The sequence below is a fragment of the Pseudomonas sp. 3MAES_34.3B genome (genome assembly GCF_058145875.1).
This window is the reverse complement of record NZ_CM176960.1, coordinates 3,114,127-3,134,095: the sequence shown is the minus strand read 5'-3', so window position 1 is coordinate 3,134,095 and position 19,969 is coordinate 3,114,127. Positions and strand designations below refer to the sequence as shown.

At 63.7% G+C, this 19,969-nt stretch carries 17 protein-coding genes; 6 read left to right on the top strand and 11 right to left on the bottom strand.

The window, feature by feature from the left end; genetic code table 11:
- Positions 1–69: 69 nt before the first annotated feature.
- The 3 genes from AC3Z8Y_RS13770 to AC3Z8Y_RS13760 all read right to left on the bottom strand — a co-directional run bounded on the left by AC3Z8Y_RS13770 (position 70) and on the right by AC3Z8Y_RS13760 (position 2,075).
- Positions 70–1,017, bottom strand: a complete 948-nt coding sequence (locus tag AC3Z8Y_RS13770; RefSeq protein ID WP_490086267.1) for an IS110 family transposase — start codon at positions 1,015–1,017, stop codon at positions 70–72.
- Between the two features lie 251 nt (positions 1,018–1,268).
- Positions 1,269–1,592, bottom strand: a complete 324-nt coding sequence (locus AC3Z8Y_RS13765) for a hypothetical protein (RefSeq protein WP_490086266.1) — start codon at positions 1,590–1,592, stop codon at positions 1,269–1,271.
- A 12-nt stretch (positions 1,593–1,604) separates the two neighbouring features.
- Positions 1,605–2,075 (bottom strand): Lrp/AsnC family transcriptional regulator, encoded by a 471-nt coding sequence (locus tag AC3Z8Y_RS13760; RefSeq protein WP_490086265.1) that lies wholly within the window; start codon positions 2,073–2,075, stop codon positions 1,605–1,607.
- Positions 2,076–2,196: 121 nt separating this feature from the next.
- Here AC3Z8Y_RS13760 and AC3Z8Y_RS13755 point away from each other — a divergent pair, with 121 nt between their 5' ends.
- From AC3Z8Y_RS13755 to AC3Z8Y_RS13745, 3 genes are all read left to right on the top strand, one after another.
- On the top strand, positions 2,197–4,275 hold the full coding sequence (locus tag AC3Z8Y_RS13755; protein ID WP_490086264.1) for an alpha-ketoacid dehydrogenase subunit alpha/beta: 2,079 nt from the start codon (positions 2,197–2,199) through the stop codon (positions 4,273–4,275).
- Between the two features lies 1 nt (position 4,276).
- On the top strand, positions 4,277–5,461 hold the full coding sequence (locus AC3Z8Y_RS13750) for a 2-oxo acid dehydrogenase subunit E2 (protein WP_490086263.1): 1,185 nt from the start codon (positions 4,277–4,279) through the stop codon (positions 5,459–5,461).
- 78 nt (positions 5,462–5,539) lie between these two features.
- Positions 5,540–7,048, top strand: a complete 1,509-nt coding sequence (locus tag AC3Z8Y_RS13745; protein WP_490086262.1) for a xylulokinase — start codon at positions 5,540–5,542, stop codon at positions 7,046–7,048.
- Positions 7,049–7,103: 55 nt separating this feature from the next.
- On the opposite strand, the gene AC3Z8Y_RS13740 is transcribed toward AC3Z8Y_RS13745, so the two are convergent.
- The 5 genes from AC3Z8Y_RS13740 to AC3Z8Y_RS13720 form a co-directional block, all read right to left on the bottom strand.
- Positions 7,104–8,069 carry a sugar-binding transcriptional regulator gene (locus AC3Z8Y_RS13740; protein ID WP_490086261.1) on the bottom strand — a complete coding sequence of 322 codons (966 nt, stop codon included), beginning with the start codon at positions 8,067–8,069 and terminating at the stop codon, positions 7,104–7,106.
- 32 nt (positions 8,070–8,101) lie between these two features.
- Positions 8,102–8,965: a carbohydrate ABC transporter permease gene (locus tag AC3Z8Y_RS13735; RefSeq protein WP_181116501.1), complete on the bottom strand. Its 864-nt coding sequence runs from the start codon at positions 8,963–8,965 to the stop codon at positions 8,102–8,104.
- Between the two features lies 1 nt (position 8,966).
- The gene (locus tag AC3Z8Y_RS13730; RefSeq protein WP_225773765.1) at positions 8,967–9,875 is read right to left on the bottom strand and encodes a carbohydrate ABC transporter permease; all 909 of its coding nucleotides are present in this window, start codon (positions 9,873–9,875) and stop codon (positions 8,967–8,969) included.
- Positions 9,876–9,943: 68 nt separating this feature from the next.
- Positions 9,944–11,278: an ABC transporter substrate-binding protein gene (locus tag AC3Z8Y_RS13725; RefSeq protein ID WP_490086260.1), complete on the bottom strand. Its 1,335-nt coding sequence runs from the start codon at positions 11,276–11,278 to the stop codon at positions 9,944–9,946.
- 55 nt (positions 11,279–11,333) lie between these two features.
- Positions 11,334–12,365, bottom strand: coding sequence for a zinc-dependent alcohol dehydrogenase (locus tag AC3Z8Y_RS13720; RefSeq protein ID WP_490086259.1), 1,032 nt, complete (start codon positions 12,363–12,365; stop codon positions 11,334–11,336).
- A gap of 148 nt (positions 12,366–12,513) precedes the next feature.
- Between AC3Z8Y_RS13720 and AC3Z8Y_RS13715 the strand changes: the two genes are divergently transcribed.
- From AC3Z8Y_RS13715 to AC3Z8Y_RS13705, 3 genes are all read left to right on the top strand, one after another.
- Complete coding sequence (locus AC3Z8Y_RS13715; RefSeq protein ID WP_490086258.1) at positions 12,514–13,653, top strand: ABC transporter ATP-binding protein; 1,140 nt, start codon at positions 12,514–12,516, stop codon at positions 13,651–13,653.
- A gap of 109 nt (positions 13,654–13,762) precedes the next feature.
- Positions 13,763–14,809, top strand: a complete 1,047-nt coding sequence (locus tag AC3Z8Y_RS13710; RefSeq protein ID WP_490086257.1) for a haloacid dehalogenase-like hydrolase — start codon at positions 13,763–13,765, stop codon at positions 14,807–14,809.
- A gap of 103 nt (positions 14,810–14,912) precedes the next feature.
- Entirely contained in the window at positions 14,913–15,590 is a 678-nt protein-coding gene (locus AC3Z8Y_RS13705; RefSeq protein ID WP_490086256.1) for an RHS repeat-associated core domain-containing protein, read from the top strand.
- 285 nt (positions 15,591–15,875) lie between these two features.
- Here AC3Z8Y_RS13705 and AC3Z8Y_RS13700 read toward each other — a convergent pair whose 3' ends face one another.
- From AC3Z8Y_RS13700 to AC3Z8Y_RS13690, 3 genes are all read right to left on the bottom strand, one after another.
- Positions 15,876–18,356, bottom strand: a complete 2,481-nt coding sequence (locus AC3Z8Y_RS13700) for a TonB-dependent siderophore receptor (protein ID WP_490086255.1) — start codon at positions 18,354–18,356, stop codon at positions 15,876–15,878.
- Positions 18,357–18,452: 96 nt separating this feature from the next.
- Complete coding sequence (locus AC3Z8Y_RS13695; RefSeq protein WP_490086254.1) at positions 18,453–19,370, bottom strand: DUF4880 domain-containing protein; 918 nt, start codon at positions 19,368–19,370, stop codon at positions 18,453–18,455.
- Between the two features lie 3 nt (positions 19,371–19,373).
- Complete coding sequence (locus tag AC3Z8Y_RS13690; RefSeq protein ID WP_490086253.1) at positions 19,374–19,886, bottom strand: sigma-70 family RNA polymerase sigma factor; 513 nt, start codon at positions 19,884–19,886, stop codon at positions 19,374–19,376.
- Positions 19,887–19,969 lie beyond the last annotated feature (83 nt).

Sequence of the window (19,969 nt, the reverse complement as noted above, 5' to 3'; positions counted from 1 at the left end):
CGGCCGTCCGGCGAAGCCTGTGAATTGGCGCACCGCCGAGCTCATTCCCTTTGCGGCTTACCTCACCCTTTACACCGCTTTGGCCTGGTACTCACTCTGGTCCTTGAGCAAAGCGAACACTACCCGGGCAAGCTTGCGCGCCAACATCACCAATGCTGCGGTTGTGCTGAAGCCTCGAGCCTTGCGTGCTTCGTACCAGGCCTTCCAGGCGCCAGTGCGGCTCGCTGCCATGGCCGCGTTATGCAGCAACCGGCGGACTTCCGAGTCGCCGCGCTTGCTTAACGAGCGGCGGCCATCCTTCTGGCCGGAGCTCGAAACACGCAGGTCGATTCCCAGAAACGCGATGAACGCATCAGAACTTCTGAAGTGGCCTCGCTGAAAGCTGGCCATCAGGCGGGCGGCAGTCAGAAACCCGATGCCTTCCACTTTCATGCAGCGTTTTATTTGACCAAGCAAGCCGACCTCCGTGAGGAGGTCCTTGATGGTTTTCTCAACCAGCGCTTCGAGCTTCAACATCGCTTTCACATGGCTTGCGAACGCGGCTTTCAGCAGGGGCTCGTTCGACCAGCTCTGTACCAGGGCGACTCGCGCGGCAACCAACGCGGCGCGCCGGCGAAACAGGCTGAGCAGCCTGCGGTAAAGCGGCGTAGGTGGCACCCAGGGATGCAGGTCATCGCCCTCGTTCTTGAGGTAGCGCGCCAACAGCCGAGCGTCCAGCGGGTCGGTTTTGGCACGGACACCCACCCCTTTACGGTAATGGCTGAGTTCATACCCGCCGACCATGTAAATAGTGCAGCCCGATTCGTGTGCCAGGTCGCAGAATTCAAGGTGGTAAATGTTGGTGGCTTCAATGGCGACTGCCACATTGGCTGGCAACGCCTTGAGCCATTTCTTGATGGCGGCCTTGGTATTGGGGATGGTGACGAGCTGTTCTTCGGCAGCGTGATAGATCACCAGTTCGGCCTTGGCGACATCGACGCCCACGATCGGTTGTAAGACGCAAGCGCGCATTGCCATGAGCTTATCTCCGGGATATGGTCTGAAGCACTTGAAGGGCCACCCAGAGGCGCAAGCTTGTTCCTATCGTTGGTCGAGCCAAAGCATTCTCTATCGGCGCTTGGGTGAAAGGAGGAGGGGCGATATCTCCCACGGTCTGTACTGCGGCTAACAGTCAGAATCGGGCGTTGTCCCTCCTCCTCCCTTCAAGTACTACCATACAAGACGGGCGCAGCCGAAGGCGTAGCTCGCGAACAAGGGCGCTGATACAGCTACAGGCCGAACGCTTTCGCATACCACTGCGCATACGGGCTGTTCTTCACCAGATAACGGTTGAAGTCCGGGGCGCCGTCGTCCCACCACACCGGGCCGCGTTCGCCCAGGGCCACCTTGGCCGCATTCACCTGGTCGCGGGCCCGCTTCAGCGCGGCCGAATCTTCCGACGCCTTGGCGGTTTTTACCGCCCGGCGTGCATTCATCAGTGCCTTCACGTACTCGGCTCGGGTCGCTTCGGGCAAGGCTGGATTGCTGCACCGCCACAGGCGGCCCCTGACCACGAAGTAACGGCCGTCGGGTGTGGAAGGGTAGGCGCTCATATTCGGGCCTCGCTATACCGGCAGGGCGCCGTGGCTTTTGACCTCGCGCAGCACCACGGCCGAGCGGATGTCATTCACCCCGGGCAGCTTGAAGATCACTTCATGCAAAAAGGCGTCGTAGCGGGCGATGTCGGGCGTGACCACCTTGAGCACGTAGTCCGCCTGGCCGGTGGTGCTGTAACACTCCACGATAGCCGGGCAGTCGCGCACGGCCTGTTCGAAGGCCTCCACCACGTTTTCCACATGCCGTGCCAGGTTGATCTCCGCCAGCACGCAGGTGGCCAAGCCTACCTGGGCCCGGTCGATCACCGCCGTATAGCGCTGGATGGCCCCGCTCAGCTCAAGCGCCTTCAGGCGCTTCCACGTGGGCGTCGTCGACAGGCCGATGCGGTTGGCGAGGTCCTGCACGGAGAGGCGGCCATCTTCCTGTAGCGCAGCGAGGATTTTCATTGAATGGGGATCTGGCTGATGTTTGTTATTCATATAGGGCTCAGCGAACAGGTTCATGCTCGAATCTGCCCTAAACGGGGAAAAATAAAAAGCCTATTCTCCGCCGCTGTCCCTAGCATGTGCTTACGCCTCTACCGCTAGGGACAATAACAAGATGACGGTATTACAGAGCGAAGCGCAGGCCGCCCCGCTGGCCACGGCCGCCCCGGACTGGGCGCGGGTTGCGTACCTGTTGAAGGTGTCACGCGGGCTGGATGAGCTGGAAGAGAAAACCCTGGTGCCGCAGAAAAAGGTGCTATACCAGTTCTCGGCGCGGGGCCATGACCTGGCGCAGATACTCCTGGGTTTACAACTCACCGACCCTCACGACGCTGCCTGTGGTTACTACCGCTCGCGACCGTTGTTGCTGGCGCTGGGCGTGGAACTTGCCGACGCGCTAGGCTCGTCCATGGCGCGGGCCGGAGGCTACTCGGATGGGCGCGACATTGGCGTGGTGTTCAACTACCCCAACCCCGGCGGCGTGGCGGCGCTGCCCATGTGCGGCGGGGTAGGCGCCCAGTACACGCCCACCGCTGGCTGGGCACAGGCGCTGGAATACCGCACCAAGGTGCTCAAGCAGCCAGGCTATGAACGCGCGATCAGCGTGGTGCTGGGGGGCGATGGCTCGGTGGCCACCAATGGCTTCTGGTCCGCGCTCACTATCGCTACCACCCAGCTGTTGCCGATGCTGTTTTACATCGAGGACAACGGCTTCGGCATTTCCGTACCGTCGACCTTTCAAACGCCGGGTGGCGATATCGCCCGCAACCTCGCCAGCTTCCAGGGCCTGCACGTGCTATCGGGGGACGGCAGCCAGCCAGAGCAGTGCGCCGCATTGATCGCTGAGGCTGTGGAGTATGTGCGGTCCCGTCGGGGCCCTTGCCTGCTGCGGCTGACGGTGCCCCGGTTGGAGGGCCACAGCTTCCAGGACACGCAAGCCTACAAACCGGCGGCCACGATCAAGCGCGAATGGTCCCGCGACCCCTTGCCCCGGCTGCGCGAGCTGCTGATACCCGGCCACCTCAGCGCCAAGGCCTGGGACGGGCTGGAAGCGCAGGCCGCCGAAGCCATGCACCAAGCGTGTGAGCAGGCCGAAGCCCGCCCTCTGAGCGACCCTGCCCGCGTCACCGACCATGTGTTTTTCGACGGTACCCTGCAACAGCGCGGCGGCCAGTGGCCCGAGGGTTATCAGCCGCCGCCCGCCAGCGAAACCGCTACCCCCGACGGGCAGCGTGTGAACATGGTGGCCGCGATCCGGCGCACGCTGGACCACGAGCTAACCGTGAACCCGCGGGTGGTGCTGTTCGGCGAAGACATCGGCCCCAAAGGCGGGGTGCACGCGGTAACCCTGGGCTTGCAGGAAAAGCACGGGGCGCAGCGTGTGTTCGACACCAGCTTGTCGGAGGAGGGCATCATCGGGCGTGCGGTGGGCATGGCGTTGGCGGGGCTGGTGCCGGTACCCGAGATACAATTTCGCAAGTATGCCGACCCTGCAATGGAACAGCTCAATGACTGCGGCACCCTGCGCTGGCGCACCCATAACCGTTTCGCCGCGCCCATGGTGGTGCGCATCGCCGGTGGCTTCTTTAAATGCGGCGATCCCTGGCACAGCCAGACCAACGAAGTGCAGTTCGTGCACTCACCCGGCTGGAAGGTGGCCGTGCCCTCCAACGCCGAGGACGCCGTAGGGCTGCTGCGCACGGCCCTGCGCGGTAACGACCCGGTGATCTTCTTCGAGCATCGCGCCATGCTCGACGCGGCCTCTGCACGCCGCTGCTACCCCGGCGACAACTTCACGCTGCCGTTCGGCAAGGCCCGCCAGGTGCTCAGCGGCGATGGCATTACCGTGGTGGCCTGGGGCGCGATGGTGGAGCGCTGCGAGGCGGCCGCACAAGGCAGGCCCGTGGACCTGCTCGACCTGCGCACGTTGATGCCCTGGGACCGGGAAGCGGTACTGGCCTCGGTGCGCAAAACCCATCGCTGCCTCATCGTGCATGAAGACTTGGGCACCGCTGGCTTCGGCGCCGAGGTGGCGGCGGTAGTGGCCGACGAAGCCTTCCTGGACCTCGACGCGCCAGTGTCCCGGCTGACCATGCCCGACATCCCCAGCCCTCATCACCCCAGGCTGCTCGAAGCGGTACTGCCGTCGGTCGCGCGCATCCAGGCCAGGCTCGACGAACTGCTGGGGTTTTGAGATGAACGACATGACACTGGATCATCAGAACATCCTTGCCCCGTTGCAGCAGGAAGGCACCCGCGCCGTGCTGCGCACTTGGCTCAAGGGCCCTGGCGCCGAGGTCAGCCAACACGAGCCGGTCGCGGAGCTGGAAACCGACAAGGTGGTGGTGGAAGTGTGCGCGCCGTGCGCCGGGTATTTGCGGGTGGTGCTGGAGGAAGGCGCGGCCGCCGAACCCGGCGCCGTGCTAGGCAGGGTGAGCGTGGGGCCGCTGCAGGCAACGTTACCCCAGCCTGCCCCGCAGCCGCTCGCCAACCCGGTCGAAACCCGGCTGTCGCCTTCAGTGCGCCGCTTGCTGGCGGACAACGGCCTGAGCGCCGAACAGCTCAAGGGCCGGGGCACCGGGCGCGGCGGGCGGCTGACCCGGGCCGATGTAGTCGCCGCTCTGGAACAACCCGCTGCGAAGCCGGCGCCAGTCCCTGTGGAAGGCTCCGGCCCCCGCGTGGCAGCGCGCATACCCCACAGCCCAATGCGCCGGGCGATTGCCGAGCACATGCAGCGCTCGGTGAGTACCGCTCCGCACGTGACTGCCATGGTGGAAGCCGATTTCAGCGCCATCATCGCCCACCGCAACGCGCACAAGGCACGGTTCGCCGAGCAGGGCGGTGCGCTCACCTTCACCGCCTATTTCCTCGCCGCTGCCGCCCAGGCCATGGCCGCCGCGCCGGCCGTGAACAGCCGTTGGCATGACGATGAGCTGGAGTTGTTCGAAGACATCAACATAGGCGTAGGTACTGCCCTGGGTGATGAAGGCCTGGTGGTGCCGGTGGTTCATCGGGTGCAGGAGCTTTCGCTGCTGGGTATCGCCCGGCGCTTGCAGGAGCAGACAGAAGCCGCGCGCGCCGGCCGCTTGAGGGCCGCCGACCTGCAAGGCGGCACCTTCACGCTCTCCAACCATGGGGTGGCCGGCACGCTGCTGGCCACGCCCATCATCATCAACCAGCCGCAATCGGCGATCCTGGGCATTGGCGCGCTGGAGAAGCGGGTGGTGGTCAAGGAAGTGGACGGCATCGATACCTTACAAGTGCGGCCGCGCGCTTATGTCACTCTCACCATCGACCACCGTGCGCTGGATGGCAGCCAGGCCAACGCCTGGCTCAAGCGATTTGTGCAGGTACTTGAACGCTGGCCCCTCGAAAGCTGATGCCTGGGTACGGTGGGGGGCTCGGCGTTGCGCTAGGCTGTTGCTATCCAAAAATAACAACCAGCGCAGGGGCGGCCCATGGCCAACGTCGTTATCGGCATCGATCTGAGTACAACTACCTGCAAGGCTATAGCGTGGGACCCTGCGGGCAACCTGGTTGCCCAAGCCCGGGCACCGCTCACGCTGCAGCAACCCGTACCTGGAGCTTATGAGCAAAGCCCGCATGAGTGGTGGGCGGCGGCCCAGGCGGCGCTTCAAGCATTGATGGTGCAACTGAACGGGCACACTGTGGCGTCGCTGGCGGTGGTCAACCAGCGTGAAACCCTCGCAGTGACCGACGCCGAAGACCACCTGTTGCGCCCGGCGCTGTTGTGGCTGGACGAGCGCCGCCAGCATCAAGTGGCCGGTGTGGCCGAGCGGGTAGGGCGCGAGCGCTTGCATGCGCTCACCGGCAAACCCTATGACTGGTCGCCGGCGATCTACAGCCTGGCGTGGATGGCCAGCGCCGAGCCGGAGCTGTTCGCTCAGGTTGCTCACGTGTATGACCCTCACGCCTGGCTGGTGCGCCAGCTTACCGGTGAATTTGCGACCAGTTGGGCCAGCGCCGACCCCTTCGGCGCCTTTGACATCGCCGCGCACCGCTGGGCGCCGGAAGTGCTCGATGCCCTCCCTGGCAAGGTGGCCGCGCAGGCGTTTCCTCAGGCTATGGCGCCGGGTGATGTGATAGGTGAAGTAAGTACGAAGGCGGCCACCGCCACCGGCGTGCCGGCCGGTACACCAGTGGTGGCGGGCGGCGGCGATGGCCAGGCGGGCGGGCTGGGGGTGGGCATGGTGCGGCCTGGCACCGCCTACCTTAACCTTGGTACCGCCGTGGTGTCGGGGCTGTACTGTGAAACGCCAGCGGTGGACCCCGCCTTTCGCACAATGTGCGCGATCGACCGTCAGGGCTATGTGCTGGAAACTTCGCTGCGTGCAGGTACGTTGTTGGTAAACACCCTGGTGCGGCAATTCTTCGGGCTGGACCCGGCCAGTTGCTTGCCGATGCTGGAAGCTGAAGCCGCGAAGGCGCCTCCTGGCAGTGGTGGGTTGCTGTTGCTGCCGTACTGGAATGGGGTGATGAACCCGTGGTGGGACGCCCAGGCACGAGGTTGCCTGCTGGGCCTGGGGCCGGAACATGGCCGTGGCGAGATCTACCGTGCGCTGCTCGAAGGCATCGCCCTGGAGCAGGCGGTGGCCACGCGGGCGGTGCTCCAGAGCACTGGCGGTACGGTGGAACAGTTCGTGGCCATCGGCGGTGGCGCGGCCAGCCGTTTGTGGTGCCAGATCGTGGCTGACATCTGCGACCGGCCCGTGGTGCGGGCCACCACCCAGGAAGCTTCCAGCCTCGGCGCCGGCATCGCCGCCGCCGTGGGCGCGGGTTGGTACGCCGACTTCGCTTCCGCAGCGGCGGCAATGACCCAAGGTGGCGAAACCCTCCTGCCTAATGTTGCGGAGCGGGCATTTCACGCCGAACTGCTGGCGGTGTACAGCGACCTTTATCCCGCCTTGCGGCCGCTGTATCCGCGGTTGGCTGGGCTCAGGAGGTAATGATCACATTGTGGGACCGGCGGGGCCGGCCCTCCCGGGTAGCCAGGAACAGCGGCTATAACAACTCCTGCGCCGCTGCCTCATCAATCACCAGTTCATGCACGAAGCCGCGCTTGAGCACGGCGCGGATGATCTCGGCCTTGTACGGCCCGCCGGACACCAGCACCACGTGCTTGATGCGGCGAAGGTCTTCCAGCTCGATGGACACGGCGCGGCGGTTGAGGGGGTGGTCCACTTCCTCACCGTTGGCGTTCAACCAGCGGCCAAGCAGGTCGCCCACGGCACCAGCAGCTTTGAGGCTGTCGCCGTCTTCCGGGTTCACCAGCCCCAGCTCCAGCATCAACGAGCGCTCGGTGAGGTCGCCCACGGTCAATAACGCCAGGTCGGCCTGCTTCGCCTTGCCCAGCACGGCCTGCACCGAGGCCTCGGCCAGGATCATGTCGCGGTAATGCTCGGAAGGGGCGAACACCGGCGCCGCGAGGTAGTAGTACTCGCCACCGAACAGCCCGGCCAGGCTGGAGGCGATCTCCACGGTGTTGTTCGCCGAACCATAGTGAAGCCCGCCCAGCAATGACAGCACGGTAACCCCCGGCAGCGCGCGGCCCTGCAGCTCGCGCACGGCCTCGCGCAGGGTGCGGCCCCAGCCCACGGCAACGATGCTGCCTTCGCCTACGTGGTCCTGAACCCGCGGCGCCACGCCCACCCCGAGCACCCGGAAGATCATCCGCGGGTCATCCGGCGTGGGCACCACCACTGCCCGTTGCAGGCCATAGCGATCCTGAAGTTGGTGCTCCAGCGCCACGCAGCTGGCCAGCGGCGAATTGATGCGGATCTGCACCACGCCGTTTTCCCGGCTGGCGGCCAGCGCCTTGTTGACCCGCGCGCGGGTGATGCCGAAGCGGTCGGCGATCTGTTGCTGGGTCATGTCGGTGACGTAGTAATACCAGGCGATACGGATGTTCAGCTGGTCTTCGGCGTTGACCGTGTCGGCGTCTGCAAAATCAGGTGGACGAATGTGCACGGTGTGTTCCCTTGGCCCGTAATGCGTGCGCGCTATTTCACCGCGCCCATGGTCAGCCCTTGTACCAGATGCCGCGAAACCATCAACGCGAAAATCACCACCGGGAACACGATCAGCGTGCCGGTTGCGGTGATTTCGCCCCATGGCAAGTCGTAGCCGCTCATGAAACTGGTGGCGCTCACCGGCGCGGTACGGGCGTTGTTGCGGGTAAGCACCAGGGCATACAACAGTTCGTTCCAGGAGAAAATGAACGAGAAGATCGCTGACACCGCCACGCCCGGCATGGCCAAGGGCAGCGCGATGCGCCAGAAGATCGCCCAGCGCGAGGCGCCCGACAGCCGCGCAGCTTCGTCCAGGTCTTTGGGCACGCCGCGAAACTGATCGGTGCAAATCCACACCACGATCGGCAGGTTGAAGGTCAGGTACACCAGGATCAGCACCAGATGGGTGTCGATCAAATTGAGGGTACGCGCCATCAGGTACACCGGCAGCGCCACCACAATCGGGCTGAGCATGCGGTTGGTGATGAACCAGAACCACAAATCCTGCTTGCCGCGGAATTCGAAGCGCGCCAGCGCATACGCCGCCGGGGTGCCCAGCCCCACCGCCAGCGCCGTGGTGCTCAAGGCCACAATCAGTGAGTTGCCAAGGCTGCTCAGCACGTCGCGCTGGAACAGCACCTGGGTGTAGTTATCCAGCCGTGGGGTGAACAGCCAAACCGGCGGCGACGCCAGGGCTTCGGCCTGGGTTTTCATGCTGGTGGCGACCATCCAGTAGAACGGGAACACGGCGAACAGCACGATGGCCAACAGCCCCACCAGGTGCCAGGCATGAATCCGGATGCGGGGGCGTGCAATGCTGTGCGCCGCGCCTGCGGGCGTAGCCAAGGTGCTCATGTCAAACCTCCCGGTAAACGAATCGGATATACAGCCGCGCCAGTACGATGGTGACGATCAACAGCAGAATCGCCTGAGCCGATGCCACGCCCTGATCGAACACACGAAAGCCCACGCGCTGGATGTACACGCTCACCAGTTCCGTGGCCGCACCCGGGCCGCCTCGGGTCATGGTGAACACGGTGTCGAACATCTTCAGCACGTCGGCGGTGCGCAGGATCAGAATCACCGTCACGCTGGGCAGCAAAAAGGGCAGTTGCACATAGCGCAGCACCTGCCAGCGGCTGCGGGTTTCCAGCCGCGCGGCTTCTTCCACTTCGGTGGGTACCATGGTCAGGCCCGCCAGCAGCACCAGCGCGCAGAAGGGCGTCCACTGCCAGATGTCCATCAGCGCCACGGCGAAGAAGGCATTGAGCGGGTCGCCCAGCCATTCCACCGGGCCGGCGCCGGCCATGCCCAGCAGGGCATTGGCGACACCGAAGTCCCGGTTGAAAATAAGCCGCCCGATCAAGCCCGCCACGGCCGGCGCGGTGGCCAGTGGCACCACCAGGCTCATCCGCGCCAGCAACTTGAAGCCGCTCAAGCCAGGCTTGTGCAGCAACAGCGCGATGATCAAGCCCAGTGCCAGCTGAACGGGCAGCACGGTCAGCAAGAAGCTGAACGTGCGGCCCAGCGCCGCCCAAAAGGATGGGTCCTGGAGCACGCTCAGGTAATTGTCCACGCCAATGAACGGCGTGGGGTCTTTAGGCCGGGCCAGGTTGTATTGGCGGAACGAGTTCACCAGCGCGAACACGGTGGGGAATATCCCGATAAGTGCCAGCGCCACCGTGGCTGGCGCCAGAAACGCCAGCGCCGCGCGGGTGTTGTTCCACAGGGCAGGGCCCAGTTCGCGTACAGGTTTGCCCGGCATGCCGGCGTTCCTCCGCAAGTGTGTGCAACCATGGCGCCAAGGCTGGGAAGCCAAGGCGCCGGTTCCGGTCATTTACGCAGGGGCTTGTCGCCTTTGTAGTAACCGGCCTTGCCCAGGATGTCTTCCACGCGGGCGCCAATGGTCTTGGCGCCGTCGCTCACGCTGGCCTTGCCCAACATCATGGCGGTGCCATGCTCGCCGATTACCTCGGACACTTCCGGCCATTCAGGGAAGCGCGGGCGGTAATCGGGTACGCCGCCTTCCCATGAGGTCACCATGGGCTGCACGAAGGGGTAGCGTTTTTGTACGTCAGCGTCTTTGTACACGCTGGTGCGCCCGCTCACGCCACCGGCTTCCAGGTAAGGCTTGGCCATGGCTTCGGAGGTTACCCACTGAATGAACAGCCAGGCGGCGGCTTTTTTATCTTCCGAACTGTTGGCGTTCACGCCCAGGGAGAAACCGCCCAGCGCAGGCTTCAGCCCGGCGGGGCCTTTGGGCTCGGTGGCCACGGCCAGGCAACTGGTGATCTTGGATTTGTTCGGGTCGGCCAAGGTGCTGTAGAACGCTGACCACTCGGTGATCATCGCCACCTTGCCCTGGGCCAGGGCGTTCACCGCCTCGTTGTGGTCATAATCGACGATGCCGGGCGGCATGAACTTCATCAGGTCCTGGCGGAACTGCAAGCCGGCCTGGGATTCCTTCGAATTGAGGTTGGATTTGAAGTTGGCGTCCAGCAGCGAGCCGCCGAAGGGCCAGAGCATGCGCATGAAACTGTCGGCGGACTGAGTTTCGCCCCGTCGTGATTGCAGCGCGTAGGCGTACTGCCCCTTGCCAGCGTCGGTGAGCTTGGGCGCGTAGGTGTGCAGCAGCTCGTCCCAGGTGGCCGGTGGCTTGTCGAAGCCGGCGTCTTTGAGCAGACATTTGTTGTAGAACAGCAGCCCGGAATAGTTATCGAAGGGCAGGCCGTACAGTTCATCGCCCCAACCGCCGAAGGATTTGAGCAGGATCGGGAAAAAGCCGTCCAGCTTCAGGTCCGGGTCGGCCAGCGCCTTGTTGCCGGTGAAGGTCTTGACCGGCTCCAGCCAGCCATTGCCGGCGAATTCGCCGATCCACACCACGTCGGTGAGCACCACGTCCAGCTCGTCGCCGGAGGTGAAGCTCAGCACCTCCCGTTCGCGGCTGTTTTCGTAAGGCACGGTTTCGTAGCTGACCTTGATGCCGGTGGCCTTTTCGAACTGTGGCAATAGCTTGATGGCAGCGGCGTAACCGGGGCGGTCGAGGAAAATCGCCTTGATGGTAGTGCCCTTGTACGGCTTGGCGGCTTCTTCGAGCGTCCAGGCGTGAGCACCGACGCTGCCCAGGGCTAGGCCGAGGGCCAGGGCCCGGCAAACAGGCTTGTTCATGTACGCAACCTCTCTTTTATTGTTGTGGGTGAACGTCACGTGGGGGTGGGTGGCATTAATCCGGATTAGGCAGGATGACGGTCTTCAACGCGCCATCGATGAACTCGGCGGGGTACTGGAAGGCGTCCGCAGCGCGGCCCAATTCGAAGCGGTGGGTAACCAGGCAATCCACATCCACCCGGCCATCGGCCACCAGCTTGATCGCGCGGTCGTACACATGGCCCATGCGCCGGGACATGCGCACGTCCAGCCCTTTGCGCCGCAGCACCGACGCGCTCAGCGGTGTGTATTGGTCACCGTCGGGAATGCCCACCAGCACCACCCGGCCGCCGATGCGCGCGGTATCAGCGGCGATCTGGAAACCTTCCGGCGAGTTGGTCGCCTCCAGCACCAGGTCTACGCCGCGGCCGTCGGTCCACTCGGCGATGGCGCTGTGGTGCGCCGCTACCTTGGTGGCCCCCAACTGCGCGGCCTTGTCGGTGCGATAGTCGATGGGGTCGATGGCGTAGATAGCGTCCTTGCAGCTCATGCGCGCCAACTGCAACAGGCACAGGCCGATCGGCCCGCAACCGATGATTGCCACCGTTTCGAGCACACGTTTGGTCTTGGCCAGGTCCATGGCATGGATCGCCACGCCCAGCGGTTCGAGCATCGCCGCCTGCACGTTGGTGAAGTTGGGTGGCACCGGGTAGATCTGGCTTGGCGAGACTACGATGTACTCAGTCATGGCGCCGTGCAGGTTGGGCGGCGAGCCCAGAAATTGTACGTGCGGGCACAGGTTGACGTGGCCGCGGTGGCACCATTCGCAATGGCCGCAGGGTTTGGCGGGGTCAACGGCTACGAGCTGCCCGTCGGCAAGATCATGCTGGGGGTGGTCGCCTACCACGTAGCCGGCGAACTCATGCCCGCAGATGAACGGCTGGGTGATACGGGCGTGGCCGATGGCGGCTTCCTTGTAGTAGTGCAGGTCGCTGCCGCAAATGCCCACCGCGCTCACCTTGAGCAGTATCTCGCCCGGGCCCGGGACTGGCTGGGGCCGTTCGGCGATTCGAACGTCTCGCACCCCGTGAATGTAGGCTGCGCGCATGGCTGCTCCTTGACATTTGTATTTTTGGAATTACAAATGATCGTAGAGTGAATTGCTTGCCTGTCAAGCCGCCAGTTGCGGCTTCGTTACACACCCGCCTTGCAGGGCGGGCAATGCCCATCCAGAACAAGAATCAGGGGTAACGACTGTGACCGAGCTCAGCCTGCATGGCGTGGAAAAAGCCTACGGCGACATCAAGGTGCTGCATGACATCGAGCTGAGCATTGCGAGCCGCGAGTTCGTGGTGTTCGTGGGGCCGTCCGGCTGTGGCAAGTCCACCTTGCTGCGCAGCATCGCGGGCCTGGAGAACATCACCGCGGGCAGCATTCACATCGGCACGCGCGACGTCACCGCCCTGGAGCCCGCCGACCGCGGGGTGGCGATGGTATTTCAGTCTTACGCGCTGTACCCGCACATGAGCGTGTACGACAACATCGCCTTCGGCCTGAAGATGCAGAAAGTGGACAAGGCCCGTATCGAGGAAAAAGTACATAACGCCGCGCGCATCCTCCAGCTTGAGCCGCTGCTGCAGCGTAAGCCCAAGGCACTGTCGGGCGGCCAACGGCAGCGGGTGGCTATCGGCAGGGCCATCGTCCATGAGCCTCAGGTGTTCCTGCTCGACGAGCCGCTGTCCAACCTCGATGCCTCGCTGCGGGTGCAGATGCGCATCGAGATCGCCAAGCTGCATGCGCAACTGCAAGCCACCATGATCTACGTGACCCACGACCAGGTCGAAGCCATGACCCTGGCTGACAAGATCGTGGTGCTGAACAAGGGCGGCATCGAGCAAGTGGGCTCGCCGCTGGAGCTGTACCACCACCCTCGCAACCGGTTTGTGGCCGGGTTCATCGGTTCGCCGCAGATGCGTTTCCTCAAGGTGCCGGTGCTCGCGGTCGGGCCCGAAGGCGTGCACGTAAGCTTGCCCGGCGGGGAACGGCTGTTAGTGCCGGTGCGGGCAGACGGCGTGCAGCCCGGGGCTAGCCTCACCCTGGGCTTGAGGCCGGAGCACCTGTACGCCAACGGCCAGGGTGATGCCCGCATCGCCGCCCAGGCCATTGTGGTAGAGCACTTGGGCGGGGAAACCTTTACCCACGCGGTCGCTGTCGACGGCCAGGAGTTTACAGTGAAGGGCGAGGGCCACCTGGCGGTCACCGCTGGCCAGGCCTTGGCTATCGGCGTGACCGGCGGCCGCTGCCACTTGTTCACCGAAGAGGGCGCGGCATTGCCGCATTTGCAGCATTACACCGCAGCGCAGGAGGAAGCCGGGCCGGCCGCGGCTGCCAGCTGAGCACGGGTTGTAGAAGCCGGTGGCGTAAACGGAACGGCCATCGTCGCAGCCAGCCCATGCTTGTCACAGGGCTCTGCTAGGGTGCTGACATCTCCCGGGGAGCATACCGATGAAGCTGATTGCCGCTGCGATTTGCCTGGCCCTCGCAGGGCCCGCCCTTGCCGCCACCGAACTCAAGCACTGGCCGCCCGAAGCGGCCAAACAGCTGGACGCCATGATCGCCGCCAACGCCAACAAGGGCAATTACGCGGTGTTCGACATGGACAACACCAGCTACCGCTATGACCTGGAAGAGTCGCTGCTGCCGTTTCTGGAAATGAAAGGCGTGCTGACCCGGGAGAAGCTGGACCCCTCGCTCAAGCTGATGCCGTTCAAGGACACCGCCGAGCACAAGGAAAGCCTGTTCAGTTACTACTATCGCCTGTGCGAAGTGGACGACATGGTGTGCTACCCGTGGGTGGCCCAGGTATTTTCCGGCTTCACCCTCAAAGAGCTGAAAGGGTACGTGGATGAACTGATGGCGTATGGCAAGCCCATCCCTGCCACTTACTTCGACGGCGACAAAGTCACCGCGATGGAAGTGCAACCGCCCAAGGTGTTCACCGGCCAGACCGAGCTCTACAACAAGCTGATGGAAAACGGCATTGAGGTGTATGTGATGACCGCAGCCTCGGAAGAACTTGTGCGGATGGTCGCCGCAGACCCCAAATACGGCTACAACGTAAAACCCCAGAACGTGATCGGCGTAACCACCCTGCTGAAAAACCGCGATACCGGTGAACTCACCACGGCGCGCAAGCAGATCAGCGCCGGCACTTACAAGCCCGAAGCTAACCTCGGCCTGGAGCTCACCCCCTATCTATGGACACCCGCGACCTGGATGGCCGGCAAGCAGGCGGCGATCCTCACCTACATCGACCAATGGAAAAAACCCGTGCTGGTGGCCGGTGACACACCCTCCAGCGACGGTTACATGCTGTTCCACAGCGTGGACGTAGGCAAAGGCGGCATCCACCTGTGGATCAACCGCAAAGCCAAATACATGGACCAGCTCAACGGCATGATCAAACAGAACGCCGACGCTCAAAAGGCTGAAGGCCTGCCGGTAACGGCTGACAAGAACTGGGTGGTGGTCAAGCCGGAGGAGGTTCAGTAGGGGCGCAAAGGAAGCGATCTCGACGTGGCCTGATAGTTTGTCAGGTAGCACCGGGCAAAAAATCAGGGTCAGATGGTGCGACACGTCATACCGGGTATTCGAAATGTCTGGGCTTGTTAACAACGCCGCTGTATTGATCTCGACAGATCTGCTCGCTTCGGTGTCAAGTACGTTTACTCGCAAGCAGAAAGCACGATGGGCCTATACGCCTTTTGGGCATGGCTTCAACCCTATGCGGTGCGCTGTCGCGTTCACCGGGCAGCGGCAGGAAAGTCACGGAGCTTACTTGCTGGGGAATGGCCGACGGTTGTTTTCACCGCCTCTGATGCGCTTTACATCCGCCGATGACAAAAGCCCTTTTGGCAGGGGCGGAATAAATAGCTACTGCTATTGTGCCGGGCAGCCCGTGAGCCAGAATGACCCATCAGGTGAAGCCGCACTGGCAGCAGTGTTTGTGGCTTCCACATTAGGGGCCGCAGGCCTCGGGTTTGCAACGATTGTCTTGATGTCGCGCGAGAACAACCTGGCGGTCTTGCTTGGGCCGCTTGCAGCGGTTTCGCTCGTAGTTTCCATAGGTACCGGGGTCGCTCTGTTCATGCGCTCAGCCATTCGGTTGCACCGCCGGGCAACTGCCATAGCAAGCGACGGCATTTCCATGCAGAGCCTGCACCGGAACAATTCCTCGAGCGCTCCCCCTCCCACTTATTACGAGACGATGTTGAATCTACAGTCTGACCCGCCAAGGTACGTATCCGCCACGTCACGGCGGGCTACCATCTAGCTGAAGGCCTCCCAGTACTTTTGTTGAAGTGGAAGTTTGCCGAAAGCGAGGCACCGGCCAGCGGCTACCTATGTATGGCTTTTGACACATCCATGGCACCTGCCTATACCTTGGTTTCACCTCTAGCAGGCAGGGTCGTGTCATGGACAACATCAACCCTGGTCAGCCTCAGCGGTGACCTGACCAACCGTGGCCACTGGAATCCAAAGTCATACTCCAGTCCCAGGCTCCGCCGGATGGCCAGCCCAATCCCAAGGCGCAGTCAGCCACATTCAGGGCGTTGCCTCAGAAGTCGTAACTCACCGTCGCCATCACATTGCGGCCTTCGCCGTAGTAGCACTGGTACAGGCTGTTGCACGCTGCCACGTATTTTTCATCGGTGAGGTTGTTGAGGTTCACCCGCACGCCTACGCCCTTGAGGCCCACCTGGCCCAGGTCGTAGCCCACCAATGCGTCGTAGAGGGTGTAGGCGGGGATGCGCAGGGTGTTTTCGGCGTCGGCCCAGCTTCGCCCGAAGTAACGCACGCCGGCGCCGAGTTGCAGGCCCGCCAGTGCGTCTTCGCTGAAGTGGTAGCTCGCCCATAGCGAGGCCATGTTGCGCGCGACGGCGGTAGGGGTGTTGCCCTTGTTGTTGACCCCGGCGGTGCCGACGAAGTCCTTGGTGTATTCCACGTCCAGGTAGGTGTAGCTGGCGACCACGTCCAGATCCTTCACCGGCTTGACCCGCGCTTCGAGCTCCACCCCGCGTGATTCGATCTCGCCGACCGCGCGGTAGAAGCTTTCGTTGGAATCCTTGCTGGCCAGGTTGGATTCGGTGAGTTCGAATACCGACGCGGTGAACAGGTTATCGGTGCCGGGCGGCTGGTATTTGACCCCCGCTTCGTATTGTTTGCCCTTGGTGGGTTCGAGCAGGGCCAGGTCCCAGCCCGTGGCGGTCTGATTGTACGCGCTGGTGGTGTTCGGGTTGAAGGATTCGGAATAGCTTACATAGGGCGAAACGCCGTTATCGAAGGCATACAGCACGCCCACGCGGCCAGTGAACTGGCGGTCCTTGTCATGATCGGACTGGTTGCCGTAATAGGCGTCTTGGGTGTGCTGGAATGCCACGTCTACCCAATCCTGGCGTGCCCCCAGGGAGAAACGCCAGCGGTCCAGGCTGATGAGGTCCTGTACGTAAAGGCCGGTTTGTTTCAGCTGGCGGCTTTCATCGTACTGGTGCGCCGTGGTCAGGCCGGCGGGCGGCGTGTAGTCGGTATAGGGGTTGCTCGACGTGAGCGCACCGCCGGCGCTGTCGTAGTCCACCTTGGCCCACCGGCGTTGGTAATCCAGGCCTGTGACCAGGGTGTGGCTCAGCCAGCCGGTGTCGAATTCGAACTGCAGCTGGTTATCCAGGCTCCAGGCGTGCAACACCTCGTTGGCCCCGGTGTATGCCCGGTACAGGTCCCCGGCGCTGGTGGTATAGCCGTACTGGTACACCTGCCGCGAATCGACGCGAGAGTCCACGTACATCAGGTTCTGCCGGGCCGAAACCACATCGTTGAAACGGTGCTCCAGCTGATAACCCAGCATCTGTTGGTCGCGCTTGAACCGCTCCAGGTTGTCGTCACCTTCGAAGAACGAGCGTGATATCCGCTGGCCATTGAACGAGGTCACCGTCCCGTTGGCAGGCAGGCCGCCGTGGTAGCCGCTGGAGGGATCGTGCTGAAGCATGGCCAGCAGGGTGAGGCGGGTTTCTTCGGCCAGGTCGATGCTCAGGGAGGGCATCAGCGCGTAACGCTCTTCGTCCACGCCATCGACCTGGTTGCCGGCCTTGCGTGCCACGCCGGCCAGGCGGTAGGCCACGTTGTCCGTCAGCGGGCCGGTCAGGTCCAGAGCGGCCTGGCGTTCGTCCTGGCTACCGTAGGACAGCTCCAGATGGCGGCGGCTCTGGAACTCCGGCTTCTTGCTGGTCAGGGCCACGAGGCCGCCGGGCAGGCTACGGCCGTACAGCACCGAAGACGGCCCCTTCAGGATGTCGATCCGTTCGATGAAGAATGGGTCTACCTGCAGGCTGCTGTAAGTGCCGCTGTCACCCAGCAACTTTTGCCCATCCAGAAAGATATTGTCCACCGAGCCGTCATTGATGCCGCGCATGGCCACGTAATCGTAGCGGGTGGTGGCGCCGTAGGGGCTGCTCATCACGCCTGGGGTGTAGCGAACCGCTTGGGCAACCGTGCGCGAGCCCTGGTCGTCCATCTGCTGGCGGGTAACCACCGAAACGGTTTGTGAGGTTTCGGCCAGCGGCAGGCTGGTTTTGGTCGCCACGCTGCTATGAGTGGCGTTGTAGCCCTCCATGCTGCCCAACGCGTTACCCAAGGCGAAGCCTTGCACGGTGGTGGTGCCGAGGGTAACGCCATCACCACTGGGCAGGTCGATCACGCTGTAGTTGCCGCCGCTGTCGCGCACGGCTTGCAAGCCCGTGCCCCGGAGCAGGTTGCCCAGCCCTTCGTCCACGCTGTAGTTACCCTGTACGCCCGGGCTTTGCTTGCCTTGGGTCAGCTGGGCGTCCACTGCAAGCAGGATTTCAGCCTCACTGGCGAAGCGGCTCAGGGCAGACGACAGCGGGCCGGCAGGAATGGCATAGGCCTGGCCGGCGGCGCGCTCGGCGTTGGGCGAAGTTTGTGCCTGAACGGGTTGGATAGCCAGCACAGGTGCAGCGAGGAGGGCGGCGCGCAGGGCAATGGGCAGCGACCGCGCGGGCAACCGGCGAAGGGGCAGAGGGGGCATGCGTCACATCCTTTATCAGCGTTGCGGGCCCACACGAGGCCCTTTGCCTGTAAGCCACGCGAGCGCCGGAAAAGGGAACCACCCGGCTGACTTTTTTTACGCCACGGGCTGGCGCGGCTGCACTGTGAGCCACCACGGCAACGGCCGCCGCACGGTCACTGGCAACGTACGCTCCAGCGCGGCGAAGATCCGTTCGGGCTCGGCCAGGGGGAACGCGCCCACCAAGCGCAGCCCGGCGACCCGGGGGTCGCACCCCAGATAGCCGTGTTGGTAACGGCTCAGCTCCTGAATGAATGCCCCAAGCGGCATGTTATCGGCCTGGAGGACACCATGGGTCCAGGCTTGCGCTCCCGGATTCAGCGTGCCCAGCGGGCTCAACCCGTCACGGCGCAACCGGCCGCGCTGGCCGACCAGGAGGGTGCCTCCAGCCTCTGCTGTAACAGTCCCCTGATAGGCGATGACCTCGGTATGCCCTGGGTATTCACGCAGGCCGACCCGTTGCCCATCCAGGCGCAGGTTGCCGTCGGGAGTGCCCAGGCGCATCCCCATGGCGCCTTCGAGCAGCAGTTCGCCGCGGTAAAGGGTGATGCTGTCAGGGCTCAGGTCCGCCGCGCTTCGGGTGTTGAGCCACAGGCGCGCGCCGCCGGGCAAAGGCACCTGGCGGATTTCACCGACTGCGGTGCTGCGGTCGGCCCGCATCGCCTGCCAGGCCACGGAACGTTCGCCCATCGCCAGAAGGCAGCCGCCACTCAGCACCGCTCCGATGCTGAGTAACCGACGCCGGCTCACGCCTGTGCGTAACGCCTGGTGCGCTGCTGCCGGCTGTGGAATACGTGCGAACTGGCCGCTGATGGCTTCCACACGGTTCCACGCCTGGCGGTGCTCGGGGCGCGCATTCATCCACGCCTGCCAGGCGGCGCGTTCGCCCGTGCCATGCTCACCTTGGAGCGTCGCAAACCACTGAGCCGCCTGCTGCAATACCTCATGGGCCAATTGTTCATGGGAGGTGGCCATGGGTCAGTCCTGTACCGCGGTGAGGCAATGCAGCATCGCTTGCGCCATGTACTTCTTCACCATGCGTTCGGAGACCCCCAGCCGCTCGCCGATTTCCCGGTACCCCAGGCCGTCGAGCTGCGACAGCAGGAACGCAGTGCGCACCTTGGCCGGTAAAGCCCGCAGCAGAGCGTCGACCTCCAGCAAGGTAGCGATGACCAGTTCGCGAGCTTCCGGCGAGGGCGCCATGGCGATCGGCTGTTGCGCCAGCGCCTCAAGGTAGGCGCGCTCGATGGCTTGCCGTCGCCACCGGTTCACCAGCAGCGAATGCGCAACCGTCGCCAGATAGGCCCGGGGCTCGCGCAGCAACCACAGCTCCTGCTCCCGGGCGAGCAGCCGCAGGAAAGTGTCCTGGGCCAGGTCGGCGGCATCATGATGGCAGCCGGTGCGCTTGCGCAGCCAAGCCTGCAGCCAGCCGTGGTGGTTTTGGTAGAGCGCCGCCAGAGGGGCGCCCGCGAGTGCTGCGCTGCGGGTCATGAAAGGCACGGTTCGCAAAAAGGTGCCAAATGATAATGCTTATCAACTGATTTTTACAATTGTCGTCAAACACACCGGCCAGC

Bases quoted from the DNA above. Each gene is read 5' to 3' on its own strand.
- AC3Z8Y_RS13710 (WP_490086257.1), top strand. From the start codon at position 13,763: ATGAAGCTGATTGCCGCTGCGATTTGCCTGGCCCTCGCAGGGCCCGCC.
- AC3Z8Y_RS13735 (WP_181116501.1), bottom strand. From the start codon at position 8,965: ATGAGCACCTTGGCTACGCCCGCAGGCGCGGCGCACAGCATTGCACGC.
- AC3Z8Y_RS13770 (WP_490086267.1), bottom strand. From the start codon at position 1,017: ATGGCAATGCGCGCTTGCGTCTTACAACCGATCGTGGGCGTCGATGTC.
- AC3Z8Y_RS13750 (WP_490086263.1), top strand. From the start codon at position 4,277: ATGAACGACATGACACTGGATCATCAGAACATCCTTGCCCCGTTGCAG.
- AC3Z8Y_RS13760 (WP_490086265.1), bottom strand. From the start codon at position 2,075: ATGAATAACAAACATCAGCCAGATCCCCATTCAATGAAAATCCTCGCT.
- AC3Z8Y_RS13730 (WP_225773765.1), bottom strand. From the start codon at position 9,875: ATGCCGGGCAAACCTGTACGCGAACTGGGCCCTGCCCTGTGGAACAAC.
- AC3Z8Y_RS13695 (WP_490086254.1), bottom strand. From the start codon at position 19,370: ATGGCCACCTCCCATGAACAATTGGCCCATGAGGTATTGCAGCAGGCG.
- AC3Z8Y_RS13725 (WP_490086260.1), bottom strand. From the start codon at position 11,278: ATGAACAAGCCTGTTTGCCGGGCCCTGGCCCTCGGCCTAGCCCTGGGC.
- AC3Z8Y_RS13720 (WP_490086259.1), bottom strand. From the start codon at position 12,365: ATGCGCGCAGCCTACATTCACGGGGTGCGAGACGTTCGAATCGCCGAA.
- AC3Z8Y_RS13745 (WP_490086262.1), top strand. From the start codon at position 5,540: ATGGCCAACGTCGTTATCGGCATCGATCTGAGTACAACTACCTGCAAG.
- AC3Z8Y_RS13700 (WP_490086255.1), bottom strand. From the start codon at position 18,356: ATGCCCCCTCTGCCCCTTCGCCGGTTGCCCGCGCGGTCGCTGCCCATT.
- AC3Z8Y_RS13690 (WP_490086253.1), bottom strand. From the start codon at position 19,886: ATGACCCGCAGCGCAGCACTCGCGGGCGCCCCTCTGGCGGCGCTCTAC.
- AC3Z8Y_RS13765 (WP_490086266.1), bottom strand. From the start codon at position 1,592: ATGAGCGCCTACCCTTCCACACCCGACGGCCGTTACTTCGTGGTCAGG.
- AC3Z8Y_RS13755 (WP_490086264.1), top strand. From the start codon at position 2,197: ATGACGGTATTACAGAGCGAAGCGCAGGCCGCCCCGCTGGCCACGGCC.
- AC3Z8Y_RS13705 (WP_490086256.1), top strand. From the start codon at position 14,913: ATGTCTGGGCTTGTTAACAACGCCGCTGTATTGATCTCGACAGATCTG.